At 64.1% G+C, this 12,223-nt stretch carries 12 protein-coding genes; 7 read left to right on the forward strand and 5 right to left on the reverse strand.

Annotated features, from left to right (window positions below):
- Positions 1–109: 109 nt before the first annotated feature.
- Positions 110–808, reverse strand: a complete 699-nt coding sequence (locus P9273_RS01070; protein ID WP_278047248.1) for a PIG-L deacetylase family protein — start codon at positions 806–808, stop codon at positions 110–112.
- A 24-nt stretch (positions 809–832) separates the two neighbouring features.
- Between P9273_RS01070 and P9273_RS01075 the strand changes: the two genes are divergently transcribed.
- From P9273_RS01075 to nhaA, 5 genes are all read left to right on the forward strand, one after another.
- Positions 833–1,723 carry a DMT family transporter gene (locus P9273_RS01075; protein WP_278047249.1) on the forward strand — a complete coding sequence of 297 codons (891 nt, stop codon included), beginning with the start codon at positions 833–835 and terminating at the stop codon, positions 1,721–1,723.
- 37 nt (positions 1,724–1,760) lie between these two features.
- Entirely contained in the window at positions 1,761–4,223 is a 2,463-nt protein-coding gene (gene hrpB, locus P9273_RS01080) for an ATP-dependent helicase HrpB (protein ID WP_278047250.1), read from the forward strand.
- Between the two features lie 43 nt (positions 4,224–4,266).
- Entirely contained in the window at positions 4,267–5,592 is a 1,326-nt protein-coding gene (locus P9273_RS01085; RefSeq protein WP_278047773.1) for an ActS/PrrB/RegB family redox-sensitive histidine kinase, read from the forward strand.
- 230 nt (positions 5,593–5,822) lie between these two features.
- Positions 5,823–6,386 (forward strand): ActR/PrrA/RegA family redox response regulator transcription factor, encoded by a 564-nt coding sequence (locus P9273_RS01090; protein ID WP_040993706.1) that lies wholly within the window; start codon positions 5,823–5,825, stop codon positions 6,384–6,386.
- A 362-nt stretch (positions 6,387–6,748) separates the two neighbouring features.
- Positions 6,749–7,939: a Na+/H+ antiporter NhaA gene (gene nhaA, locus P9273_RS01095; RefSeq protein ID WP_278047251.1), complete on the forward strand. Its 1,191-nt coding sequence runs from the start codon at positions 6,749–6,751 to the stop codon at positions 7,937–7,939.
- A 67-nt stretch (positions 7,940–8,006) separates the two neighbouring features.
- On the opposite strand, the gene P9273_RS01100 is transcribed toward nhaA, so the two are convergent.
- A complete protein-coding gene (locus tag P9273_RS01100) occupies positions 8,007–8,507 on the reverse strand; it encodes an MmcB family DNA repair protein (protein ID WP_278047252.1) in 501 nt (166 codons plus the stop codon).
- 186 nt (positions 8,508–8,693) lie between these two features.
- Here P9273_RS01100 and P9273_RS01105 point away from each other — a divergent pair, with 186 nt between their 5' ends.
- Positions 8,694–8,885, forward strand: coding sequence for a hypothetical protein (locus tag P9273_RS01105; protein ID WP_278047253.1), 192 nt, complete (start codon positions 8,694–8,696; stop codon positions 8,883–8,885).
- On the opposite strand, the gene P9273_RS01110 is transcribed toward P9273_RS01105, so the two are convergent.
- The 3 genes from P9273_RS01110 to P9273_RS01120 form a co-directional block, all read right to left on the reverse strand.
- Positions 8,882–9,076, reverse strand: a complete 195-nt coding sequence (locus P9273_RS01110) for a hypothetical protein (RefSeq protein WP_278047254.1) — start codon at positions 9,074–9,076, stop codon at positions 8,882–8,884. The two genes, P9273_RS01105 and P9273_RS01110, sit on opposite strands and share 4 nt — an antisense overlap.
- Complete coding sequence (locus tag P9273_RS01115; protein ID WP_278047255.1) at positions 9,073–9,894, reverse strand: hypothetical protein; 822 nt, start codon at positions 9,892–9,894, stop codon at positions 9,073–9,075. The genes P9273_RS01110 and P9273_RS01115 overlap by 4 nt, the downstream gene beginning before the upstream one ends.
- Positions 9,895–10,506: 612 nt before the next feature.
- A complete protein-coding gene (locus P9273_RS01120) occupies positions 10,507–11,448 on the reverse strand; it encodes an IS1595 family transposase (RefSeq protein ID WP_278047256.1) in 942 nt (313 codons plus the stop codon).
- A gap of 401 nt (positions 11,449–11,849) precedes the next feature.
- On the opposite strand from P9273_RS01120, the gene P9273_RS01125 reads away from it, so the two are divergent.
- Positions 11,850–12,107, forward strand: a complete 258-nt coding sequence (locus P9273_RS01125) for a hypothetical protein (RefSeq protein ID WP_278047257.1) — start codon at positions 11,850–11,852, stop codon at positions 12,105–12,107.
- Positions 12,108–12,223 lie beyond the last annotated feature (116 nt).

Raw genomic sequence — 12,223 nt, forward strand, 5'->3', positions numbered from 1 at the left:
CTCTTTTTACTAAACAACGCAAGCGAATTCGTTGCTGCGCCGCAGCATGGCGAGCCGTGTCATTGAAATCGTTGGGAAATGATCGCCGGACGTTTCCGGCCTGCTGCCGTCAGTTGGTCGGGACGGCCGGGCCTGGGCTTGTCGTCACCGGCCGGATCGATGGCGCCGGCGGCAGCAATGCGCGTATGTCTGCGAAGGGAAAGATCGGCTCGAAGCGGAAGGCCTCCGCCAGCGCGCCGGAGGCGCCGTTGCACTGGCCGGCGCGAAACTCGTTCTGGAGGCGCGCCCTGTGCACATAATGCTCCGGGCCTTGCGACTGGTGCGCCCGGATCGCTTCAGCCTTGACGTCCCAATGCTGCGAAATCTCGACATAGTGCGTCGGCGAAAAACCGGTGCCGCCGAGCGTGTCGACATGCAGCACCGGGACCGCGAAGGATGCGGCGATGCGCACGCCGTCGGACAGGGCGCGGTGGTCGCCATGATAGTCGTAGGGCGCATGGGTGATGGCGAGATCGGGCTTCACCTCGCCGATCAGCGCCTTTAGCGCCGCAATGAACGCGGCGTCGGCGACGAGCTCGCCGTCGGGAAAGTCGAGGAAGCGCGGCTCGACGCCGAGCAGGCCCGCCGCCTTGGCCGCTTCCTCGCGCCGCAACCGGGCAAGCACCTTGCGGTCGCCCATGCCGCCTCTGGCACCATCGGTGGCTATTGCGAAAGTCAGTTCTGCGCCTTGCGCGGCATAGGCGGCCAGCGTACCGAACATGAATATCTCGATGTCGTCGGGATGCGCCCCCAGCGCCAGTATCTTCATGTCTTCTCTCCCGGAAATGGTATCGTGCCGAACGGAATCCTGCTCGCCCTTCTCGCCTACGCAAACTATTCGTTCAGCGACGCCGTCATCAAGGGTCTGGGCGGGCAACTGACCGTCTTCGAGATCGGTTTCTTCGTGACCTTGTTTGCCGGCTGTTTCCTCTTCTTCACTCGGCCGAAGGAGGAACGCTGGCGCGATTTCTGGCGCACCAGGCGGCCGTGGGCCGTTCAGGCGCGCGCCTTGGCCGGCATCATGTCTGGCGTGCTCAGCGTCTATGCCTTCACCACCATTCCGCTGGCGGAGGTCTACGCCCTGCTGTTTCTGGCCCCGTTGCTCGTCACCGTGCTTTCGACCGTCATCCTCAAGGAAAAGGTCGGTCCCTGGCGGTGGCTGGCCGTGGTTGCAGGCTTTGTCGGCGTCATGCTGGTGGTGCGGCCAGGCTTTCGCGACTTGCATCTCGGCCATCTCGCCGCCTTTGCCAACGCCTTCGTCGCGGCAGCCATCGTCATCCTGATGCGCTCTCTCGCCCAGCAAGAAAAGCGCACCACCATGTTGGGCACGCTGATCGGCTACGGCCTGCTGTTCAACGGCGCCGGAGCCGCCGCAACCTCGTTTTCGCTTCCCAGTCTGTGGCAACTGGGCTGGCTGGTCCTGGGCGGTCTGTTTACTGCCGGCGGCCAATTGCTGCATCTCCTGGCGGCCAAATATGCACCCGCCAACCGCATCGCGCCGACGCATTATTCGCAGATCGTCTGGGCGGTCATCCTCGGTGCTATGTTCTTCAACGAACATCCCGACGCGATGACACTGGTCGGCCTTGCAGTCGTCGGCGCCTCTGGCCTCCTGACCATGGTGCGCGAGGAAGTACGGCTTGGCACCGTGCGCTGGAACCCGTTTACGCGCGCTCGGCTTTGAGTTGCGCAGCAATCGCGACCGCTGATATGCGGGCGACATGACGACGAAACCCTTGCCGGAGCTTCCGGTCACCGCTGTGCTGCCGGCACTTGGCGAAGCGCTCTCGGGGCGCAACAGCGCCGTGCTGGTGGCGCCGCCAGGCGCCGGCAAGACGACGCTGGTGCCGCTGGCCCTGCTCGACGCGTCTTGGCTAGGGCAGGGCCGGATCGTGCTCCTCGAGCCGCGGCGGCTCGCCGCCCGCGCCGCCGCGCGCCGCATGGCCGAGTTGCTGGGCGAGGAGCCCGGCGGCACGGTGGGTTACGCCATGCGCATGGAGAACCGGACCTCGGCGCGGACAAAGATCCTGGTCGTCACCGAAGGCGTGCTCTCGCGCATGATCCTCGACGATCCGGAGCTGCCGGGCGTCTCGGCGGTTATCTTCGACGAGTTCCACGAGCGTTCGCTGGACGGCGATTTCGGCCTGGCGCTGGCGCTTGACGTGCAGGGCGCGCTGCGGCCGGACCTGCGTCTGCTGGTCATGTCGGCGACGCTCGACGGCGCGCGCGTCGCGAAGCTTTTGTCGGAAGCGCCGGTGATCGAAAGTGAGGGCCGCGCCTTCCCGGTCGAGATCCGCTACGACGAACGACCGGCCGGTACGGCGATCGAGGATGCCATGACTAAGGCCGTGCGCTCTGCGTTGGCTGGCGAGCAAGGCAGCGTGCTCGCCTTCCTGCCTGGACAGCGCGAGATCGAGCGCACCGCCGAGCGGCTCGCGGGCAATGTCGCGGCCGACACCGACGTCGTTCCGCTCTACGGCCAGCTCGACAACAAGGCGCAGGATCAGGCGATCAGGCCGGCGCCGGCCGGCCGCCGCAAGGTGGTGCTGGCGACCTCGATCGCCGAGACCTCGATCACCATCGACGGCGTGCGCGTCGTTATCGATTCCGGCCTGTCGCGGCTGCCGCGCTACGAGCCGGCGAGTGGCCTGACCAGGCTAGAGACAGTGCGCGTCAGCAGGGCTTCGGCCGATCAGCGCGCCGGCCGCGCCGGGCGCACGCAAGCCGGTGTGGCGGTGCGCCTGTGGCGCGCGGAGCAGACCGCGTCGCTTCCCGCCTTCACGCCGCCGGAAATCCTCGAGGCCGATCTGTCCGGCCTGCTGCTCGACTGCGCCGCTTTCGGCGTCGCCGACCCGTCGAGCCTTTCATTCCTCGATCCGCCGCCGGCCCCGGCGCTCAACGAGGCGAGGGTTCTGCTCAGGGCGCTGCACGCCATCGATGAGGCAGGGCGGCTTACGGAAGCAGGCGCCGCCATGCGCAAGCTGGTGCTGCCGGTGCGGCTGGCGCATATGGTGGCCGAAGCGGCGAAGACCGGCCATGCGCGGGATGCGGCGACGCTTGCCGTGCTCTTGACCGAGCGTGGGCTGGGCGGCGACAGCGCCGACCTGGAGCGGCGTCTGATCCGGTTTCGCGGCGAGAAATCCTCCCGCGCCAATGCCGCCAGGCAGCTCGCCGAGCGTTTGGCCAGGCAGGCCGGTGGCGGGCGGGGCGGCGAGGCGGCCTCCGCCGGCGCCCTCCTCATCCACGCCTGGCCGGATCGCGTGGCAAGGGCGCGCGGCGAGCGAGGCCGCTTCGTGCTTGCCAACGGCTCGGGCGCAATGGTCGACGCCGCCGATCCGCTCGCCAATGAAACCTGGCTCGTCGTCGCCGACCTCCAGGGCAAGGCGCAGAACGCCCGCATCACCGCCGCCGCCCCTGTTGAAGAAGCGGATATCCGCGCCGCCCTCGCAGACCGCATCGAGACCAAGCGCGAGGCGAGCTTCGACCGCGAGCGCCGTGCCGTGCGCATGCGCGAGACTGCCAGGCTCAGCGCTATCACGCTTTCCGGGCGCATGCTGCCGGCGCCGTCCGGCGCGGATGCCGACCGCGCCATTCTCGTTGCTTTGCGCGAGCATGGCCTGTCGCTGCTCGACTGGGGCAAGGAGGCGGAGACGCTCCGTCAGCGGCTCGGCTGGCTGCATCGCGGCCTCGGCGCGCCCTGGCCGGACGTTTCCGATGCCGCGCTTCTGGACCGGCTCGACGACTGGCTCCTGCCGTTTCTCGCCGGCGACGCCTCCTTCGCAGCAATCAAGCCGGCGACTTTGTCTTCGGCGCTCATGGCGCTGGTCCCGCACGACCTGCAGCGCAAGGTCGACTCGCTGGCGCCGACCCATTTCGACGCTCCGTCCGGCAGCCACGTGCCGATCCGCTATGACGGCGAATGGCCGGTGCTTTCGGTCCGTGTGCAGGAGCTGTTCGGCCTTGACCGTCATCCGGCAATCGCCAACGGCACCGTGCCGCTGACGCTGGAATTGCTGTCGCCGGCGCACCGGCCGATCCAGACGACGCGCGACCTCCCTGGCTTCTGGCGCGGTTCCTGGGCCGATGTGCGCACCGACATGCGCGGCCGCTATCCAAAGCATGTCTGGCCGGAAAACCCGCTTCTGGCCGCCGCCACCAGCCGCGCCAAGCCACGCGGGACTTGACGAAGCTCTATCGCTTCCGCTCCTGCGGCTGTAATCCTTGACCATGATCAACATCCTGCGCGCGCCCGATTCCCAGCAGAGCCAGCGGCTGCGGCTCAACACGCTGATCCGTCTGCGCTGGCTCGCCATCGTCGGCCAGAGCATTGCGGTGCTCGTCGTCGCCTATGGACTGAAGTTCCCGCTGCCGGTGTCGATGTGCTTCGCGCTGATCGCCTGCTCGGCCTGGATGAACCTCTGGCTGACCTTCCGCTATCCGGCGGCGCATCGGCTCACCCCGTTTTCGGCCTTTGCCATCCTCACCTTCGACGGCATCCAGCTCACCGGCCTGCTTTACATGACCGGCGGCCTGACCAATCCGTTTTGCGTGCTGCTTTCGGTGCCGGTCGTCATCTCGGCCGCGTCGCTGCCGCTGCGCTTCACCGCGATCCTCGGCGCGCTGGTCATAGTGGCTGCAACCCTTCTGGTGTTCTTCCACCTGCCGCTGCCCTGGTACGAGGGATCGCCACTGGCGATGCCCTTCATCTATGTCGCCGGCATATGGATGGCGGTCTTCGCATCGATAGCCTTCACCGCCATCTATGCCTTCCGCGTTGCGGCGGAAGCGCGCCTGCTCGCCAATGCGCTTGCCGCCACCGAGCTGGTGCTGCAGCGCGAGCAGCATCTGTCGGCGCTGGACGGGCTGGCCGCCGCCGCCGCGCATGAGCTCGGCACGCCTCTGGCCACCATCACCGTGGTGGCCAAGGAGATGGAAAAGGCGCTCGGCAAGGACCCGAAATACGGCGAGGACGTCAAGCTCCTGCGCTCGCAGAGCGAGCGTTGCCGCGAGATCCTGAAGCGGCTGACCAGCCTTTCCTCGGAGGGCGAAGCGCATCTGTCGCGCATGCCGCTCACCTCGCTGATCGAGGAGGTGACGGCGCCGCATCGCGATTTCGGCATCTCGATCCAGCTGCGGCCCGGCGAGCGCATCGGCCCCGAGCCGGTCGGCCAGCGCAACCCCGGCGTCATCTACGGGCTCGGCAACCTGGTCGAGAACGCCGTCGATTTCGCCCGCAGCTCCGTCACCGTAAGCTGGAGCTGGGACAATGAGGCGGTTACCTTCTCCATCATTGATGACGGGCCGGGATTCCCGGCCGAGATCATCGACCGCATCGGCGAGCCCTATATGTCGACGCGCCAGGGCACGGAGGCCGGCGGCGGCCTGGGGCTCGGACTGTTCATCGCCAAGACCTTGCTGGAGCGTTCCGGCGCAACCATCGATTTCCGCAATTCGAGCGGGCTCGGCGAAGGCGCGGTGGTGCAGATATCCTGGCCGCGCGGCCTCTTCCTCAACCAGGAACAGGCCTCGGCCACCATGTTCGACAATGCCTAAACCTCGGTTGGATAGCGCGTAACCTTTGCAATTGCCGCATGGCAGCTCTGTTGCCGGCTCTAAAAATTGGACATTGCCCTTGCGGGACTGTATCTGCGTAAAAGTGAGGCATGTCGCCTAAAACTGTGCAGCGGCTTGGGAAGACGATATGCCCGGAAACAAGGATCGGAAGGGTCTTCGGCAGAATAGGTTCTGCGTGGCGCGCTTCAGGTCAGTAGGATGCCGATAAGATGAGCGGAGACGAAACGACTGGCGCAATGGTCGAGGGCGAGGACACCTCGCTGCTCATCGTCGAGGATGACAAGCCGTTCCTCACCCGGCTTGCCCGGGCCATGGAGACAAGGGGCTTCGTGGTCGAGACGGCGGAGAGCGTGGAAGAGGCGGTCGCCAAGGCGCGCGCCCATCCGCCGGCTTATGCGGTGGTCGACATGCGGCTCGGCGACGGCAACGGCCTCGATGTCGTGGCGGCCATCCGCGAGAAGCGCGACGACGCCCGCGCCATCATCCTGACCGGCTACGGCAACATCGCCACCGCCGTGACGGCGGTGAAGCTCGGCGCCGTCGACTATCTTTCCAAGCCCGCCGATGCCGACGATGTCTTCGCCGCGCTCACCCGCACCTCAGGCGAGCGCGCGGCGCCCCCGGAAAATCCGATGTCGGCCGACCGCGTGCGCTGGGAGCACATCCAGCGCGTTTACGAAATGTGCGACCGCAACGTTTCTGAAACGGCGCGCCGCCTGAACATGCACCGCCGCACGCTGCAGCGGATTCTCGCAAAGCGGGCGCCGCGTTAGGTATCGCTGAGCGCGCAGTATTATGCGCCCGAGGCCGGCCTCAGTCCGGCTTGTATTGAAATGCCAACCCACCAAAGTCAGCGCTGCCCCTCATCGCCCTGCCGGGCACTTCTCCCCGTATAGTGACGGGGAGAAGGGGCTGCCCGCAGCCTTGGCGCCCTTCTTGCAACGCTTGTGATTGGCGAAACCGCGGGGACAGCGCCCTTCTCCCCGTTCACGGGGAGAAGATACCGGCAGGCAGATGAGGGGCAGCGCTAGCGCTCGGAACTGGAGGAGAGGGCAGCGACGATTGCCTTCGATGCTTGCCCGGCCGTTGAAGTTTCAGCATCATCGCGCCGCCGAAAGGGAAGCGAGGAGGCGGAATGCAAGACGAACGGCCGAAATCGATCCTGCGCGAGTTCCTCGACGGCGAGGCCGCAGGCGGCATCATCCTGATGGTGGCCGCGGCCCTTGCGCTGATCGTCGCCAATTCGCCTTTGGCTGAAACCTATTTCGCCGTCCTGCATGCCTATCTCGGGCCGCTCAGTGTCTCGCACTGGATCAATGACGGGCTGATGGCGGTGTTCTTCCTGCTGGTCGGACTGGAGATCAAACGCGAGATACTGGACGGACAGCTCTCGACCTGGCCGCGCCGCGTGCTGCCCGGCATAGCCGCCGCCGGCGGCATGGCGGTGCCGGCGCTGGTCTATGTCCTGATCAACCGCGACAATCAGGCAGCGCTTTCCGGCTGGGCGGTCCCCACCGCCACCGACATCGCCTTCGCGCTCGGCGTGCTTTCGCTGCTCGGCAGCCGCGTGCCCGCCTCGCTGAAGGTCTTCCTCACCGCTCTGGCCATCATCGACGATCTCGGCGCCGTCGTCATCATCGCGCTGTTCTACACCAGCGGCCTGTCGCTCGCCTATCTGGCCGCCGCCTTCGTCGTCATCGCCTTGCTCGTCCTGCTCAATCGCATGCGGGCCATGAAACTCTGGCCGTATCTCCTGCTTGGCGTCGTCTTATGGGTGCTGGTGCTGAAGTCGGGCGTGCATGCCACGCTGGCCGGCGTCGCGCTGGCGCTCACCATCCCACTGGAGCGTTCTCCCGGCATCAGCCAGGATCTCGAACAGTCGCCGCTGCACCGGCTGGAGCACGGCCTGCATAGGCTCGTGCCCTTCCTCGTCATCCCGATCTTCGGCTTCGCCAATGCCGGCGTCTCGCTCGGCGGCCTGAGCCTTGCGGCCCTTGTCGAGCCGCTGACCCTGGGCGTCGCTGCCGGCCTGGTCCTCGGCAAGCTGGTCGGTGTTTTCGGCTCCTCGGCGCTGGCGATCCGGTTCGGCCTCGCCGACCTGCCGGCCAATGCCGGTTGGCTGCATATGCTGGGCATTTCGCTCTTGTGCGGCATAGGCTTCACCATGAGCCTGTTCATCGGCCTGCTCGCCTTCGCCTCCGACCCGGCGCTTCAGGACGCGGTGAAGGTCGGCATCCTTGCAGGCTCGCTGCTTGCCGCGCTGCTGGGCGCCGCCGTGCTGCTGACGGCGCCTGCGGCCGGCGGGGCCGATGAGGACGTGGAGTAGGGCGCGCGGCGACGCCTATTTCCTCGTTCCCGCGAAGGCGGCCCACTTCGTGGGACGGGGAACCGGACTACTCGCTCTCGCCATCCAGCGCCGGCACGGCGACGCCGGCAAGCTCGGCTGCCAAGAGCCGCGCGGCGCCCGCGCGGGCGATCCGCAGCATCAGCGCCTTGCGTGTTGCCGCCGCCATGCGGTGTTCCGGCGCATCGCGCAGGATCTCCGCGCCATAGCCGTCCGAGAGGATGAAGCCGCATTCCTCGGGAAAGATGTCCTGGGCAACGCCGGGATGGGTGGCGAAGAAGAAGCGGTCGGAATGCAGCCGGTAGTCCGGCCATTTGCGGTCGACTCTGAAATCCTCGATCGAGGATTTGATCTCGATGATCCAGATGTCGCCCTGCCTGGTCAGCGCGACGAGATCGGCGCGCCGCCCGGTCGCCAGGGACAACTCCGGCAGCACATGCGCGCCCATTTCGCTGAGCAGCCGCTGCACGCCGCGCCGCACCAGCATGGCGCGCTCGGACTGGCGGCCGTCGATCAAGGGATTGAGGGGAATCGGGGAAACGAGTGGCATGGGAGGCACCATGCCAGATTTTGTTCACGGTTTGAACCCCTGCCAGGCAGGCGATTATCTGGTTGACAAACCAAGAGCGCGATAGGAATATAATCCAGACAGGCCGGCACCACCCTGGAATTTTGACGATGGCATGGAACCCGTCCCCGAGAACGGAGTTTGGAATCGATTCGGGGACGGAATCCCATGGCACAAAGGCGGCCTCACGCTGGCGGTGAAGCCATTCGCTCGATGATCCGAAACGAGCAAAACCGCCGCGCATTACACAAGCTTTTAGGGCTGGAAGTCGATCCCGAATTGCCGCTCAACTTCGTCTCGCTGCTCAAGGCTCTTGAGGAGGCGGAAGAAAGCGAAGGGGGAAAGGACTCTACCCATTAATCTTTGGCGTCACTCCGCTTCCGCCGCGCCAATTCCTTTATCTGCTCATTGGTGAGCTTGGGCGCGTGGGCGATCTTGCCTAGAGCGGACTCGAAGGCTTCGTCGGACTGGTCCGTTCCAAGTTCCCGCGCGGCTTTGCGAAACTTCTCGACTTGCGATTCCTCCGCCCTTGGGGCGGGCTTCTTGGTCACTGGAAAGCATCTCCCTTGTCGCTGTCGTCCTCATAGACCAAATCAAAGCTATTTTCGAGGATTTGAAGCCAAAGCTTTCGCTTCGCCTTTGGCCAATGCGACCCAGCCGGGGGAAGCCTGCCGATCAAGCCACGGATGATTGGGTCGATAGAGGGCGGCTCATTCCCATTGCCGTCATCACCGCCCCCGGCTCGCCTTTCTTGAGGCGGAACTGATGTCGAACGTTCTGCTGCTACGGGCGCTGATTCCGAAGCGGAGGTCTGTTCCATGCGAGGACGCACGAGGCGGTCTTTTCCGCTATCAGAGAAGCCCGCATATTGTGCGGAGCGTTCGAACGCTTGCCGTGCGCGGTCGGTTTGTTTGGCCGGCACTCCCAACGTCTCCATTTCCCTTTCGAGCGCCTTCATCGGAGGCAGATTATGCCCCCGAAATTTTTCATAAATCTGATTGTAGAGGGGTACGGCCAAAAACGCCTCGACGCGCGCTGACCGTTCCGTTTCTGGCGCGACGATGCGCTTACCAATGTCGGACAGCCGAAAAGCGCTGCGGCCATCCTTCTCGACTAGTGCAAATGTCTTTGCCGCGCCAGTCTTCATGCGGAATGCTCCGCTAAGGGTTTGGCCCATCTCGGCGGCTAGTTCGTCCTGATCGCAGGAACTGAAGGCGCACCGGCTGTAAATAGCTCGGGCCACCTCTACCGCTCCCTCAAGCGATACGTAGGGGAAATCGATCAGGGACCGCTCACGCTTACTCTTGTCGTCGCCAGCTTCGCGCGCCGCGTTGGCCGCCTCGCTGAAATCAACCTTCTCGCCTGTCATGGAGACACCTCGCGCCTTCTAGATGGGCGGGACATTAACAGAACATGTCTCCCTGCGCAAGTTGGGCGCATAACGAACGCGCAAATCGAAAAGGCGCGATTGCAAAATCCCGAATCGTTCGTTATACGTGTTGGCGCCTACAAGCGGGCCAACATGATTCATGGAGGATAGGCAGTGAAGAGAACTGGTAGCCCCTCGCGCCACGGGTCATCGGCGCCTGAGGGGAGACTAAGGAAAGGCCGCCAAACCGATTGCAGCGGTGAGGCGGCCCAGATGACCAGCAGTCGGAAAGGGCGGTAGAGGCCCGCGACCACTAGAGCGTCACAGCCTAGAATCGCATCTCTGCCGCCTCTTTTCAAGGCCCACGCTCTGAAAAGAGGGTGTTGCGATGGTATGGGTCAATCCCTACACGCGCTTCCGTTTCGGACGCATCGAATCCGTCTGCGGCCATTTTCGCAGTCGATAAGACGGCGCTAGCGGCGTAGCCGCCTAGCCGTTCCGATCAACCAAATTGCCGGGGACTAGATCCCCGGCTTTTTCTTGCGGTGCCTTGCATATCGCCAGAGCGGCAATTCGAGTTGCACCGGCTTGCGGTAGTGTCGTCGCTTATCGTCAAGCAGGTCTGCGATAGGTGAGGCGCTTACCCTTGGCACCATTCAGGGCGATGAAAGCGCGGGTGCCGTCATCGACGCCAAGGGCTATGCGGTTCGAATAGCGGAAGTCGAATTCGGCAAGGTAGCGGTGCAGGTGGTGTTCGCTGCAATGCTGGTAAACGCCCTTCATGCCGCGCTTGAAGATCGAGAAGAAGCCTTCGACGGTGTTGGTGTGGACGTTGCCGCGAACGTATTCGTCCTTGGAATGCGTGACGAATTCGTGCGAGGCGAAATCCTGACCGGCGCGGCGATAGATACCGCTTTCGTCGGTCATCAACGCGCTTTCCTTGGCGATGTTTGCGCGGACGATTGGCATGACATTGCCCATGCGGGCGGTATCGACATGGAATGAACGGGCCTTGCCGCCGCGCTCGACAAGCGTGACGACCGTGTTCTTGTGGGCGCTGCCGCCGCGCTTGACGGGAGAACCCTGCAAACGACCGATATAGGTTTCGTCCGCTTCAACGGTCTTACCGCCGCCACCCATCGGGGAAAGCTCGCCAGACGCCATTGCAAGGCGAATGCGATGGCACAGGAACCAAGCGGCCTCATAGGTGCATTCGAGTATGCGGTGCATCTGGTGCGCGCTGATACCCTTCTTCGAGGCGCACATAAGGTGGATTGCCTGTAGCCACTTGGTAAGCGGCAGATGGCTTTCCTCGAAGATCGTGCCCATGCGGACGGTAAACTGCGAACGGCAGGCGCTGCACTTGTACAGGCCATGACGCTCGACGCCGTTCGGGTTCTTTTTGGAAGGCTTGGTGCGAACGCCCTTCAATGCGTAGTGGCGATCAACGCTACCGCACTTGGGGCAAACGGGACCGTTCGGCCACAGTATGGATTCGACATGCTCGAAAGCCTTGGCTTCGTCATGGAATTCGGGGCGGGACAGAACGGACATAGCGATAACTCCTTGGAATCGTTATCGCAGTTCCATTTGGGTTTGTCAACCAGATAATCGCCGCCAGGCATCGCCAAGGAAAGCCTGCTTATGGCCGACGAGAGCGGCACCTATCGTCGCGCCTACCATGATTTCGCCTTGCATGAATTCGGGACTCATCCCCCCGTCTTCTGATACCGTGAAAGACCCCGTAGGCGAGGGCGCTGCGGCAAACGACTCATCGCAGACGTTCAAGTTGAACAGCCTGCCAAAAAGCCGCCGCCTCCCAAGAAAGAAGGCTCACTGAGGGAAGGCGAGCGCGAATTAACCACTGGCATTCTGTCGAAAGGCGCCACGTTCCGTGTCATAGTCAGCGGGCATATAGGCGATAAGGAAATTGACCGGCTCATCCGAAAGCTAGATTGGACAAGGAAGTTCTGGTGGAGCCCGACGGCGCGGACGGAGACGATGTTTTGGCCAAGACGGTAGAACCCAAGAGGGCACAGAAGTTCCGCGAAGCCGACCGCGAGCGCGAAACGGACGACGGTGAAGAGAACTTCAACGCGCGCCTAAAGCACGTCGTCAAAGGAGCCCAGCCTAGGGAAGAGGCTCCGCCCTCGCCTAACAAGAAAGTCGCGAAGTCGCCGGCGCCGAAAGAAGACAAGAAGTCAAAGAAATGAAGGCTGGCTTGATGCCCTGATGCACGACGTCTGCGTGCGGTGGGGTTGGTGCGGTGCGGTCAAGGACGGCAAGTCGCTTCACATTACAGACTTCATTCCCAAAAGTGGCTTAGTAA

It is taken from the genome of Mesorhizobium sp. WSM4935, from assembly GCF_029625735.1.
Taxonomy (GTDB): Bacteria; Pseudomonadota; Alphaproteobacteria; order Rhizobiales; family Rhizobiaceae; genus Mesorhizobium.

Excerpts from the sequence above, each read along its gene's own strand:
- nhaA (WP_278047251.1), top strand. The coding sequence starts at position 6,749 with ATGCAAGACGAACGGCCGAAATCGATCCTGCGCGAGTTCCTCGACGGC.
- P9273_RS01085 (WP_278047773.1), top strand. The coding sequence starts at position 4,267 with ATGATCAACATCCTGCGCGCGCCCGATTCCCAGCAGAGCCAGCGGCTG.
- P9273_RS01090 (WP_040993706.1), top strand. The coding sequence starts at position 5,823 with ATGAGCGGAGACGAAACGACTGGCGCAATGGTCGAGGGCGAGGACACC.
- P9273_RS01115 (WP_278047255.1), bottom strand. The coding sequence starts at position 9,894 with ATGACAGGCGAGAAGGTTGATTTCAGCGAGGCGGCCAACGCGGCGCGC.
- hrpB (WP_278047250.1), top strand. The coding sequence starts at position 1,761 with ATGACGACGAAACCCTTGCCGGAGCTTCCGGTCACCGCTGTGCTGCCG.
- P9273_RS01120 (WP_278047256.1), bottom strand. The coding sequence starts at position 11,448 with ATGTCCGTTCTGTCCCGCCCCGAATTCCATGACGAAGCCAAGGCTTTC.
- P9273_RS01105 (WP_278047253.1), top strand. The coding sequence starts at position 8,694 with ATGGCACAAAGGCGGCCTCACGCTGGCGGTGAAGCCATTCGCTCGATG.
- P9273_RS01070 (WP_278047248.1), bottom strand. The coding sequence starts at position 808 with ATGAAGATACTGGCGCTGGGGGCGCATCCCGACGACATCGAGATATTC.
- P9273_RS01100 (WP_278047252.1), bottom strand. The coding sequence starts at position 8,507 with ATGCCACTCGTTTCCCCGATTCCCCTCAATCCCTTGATCGACGGCCGC.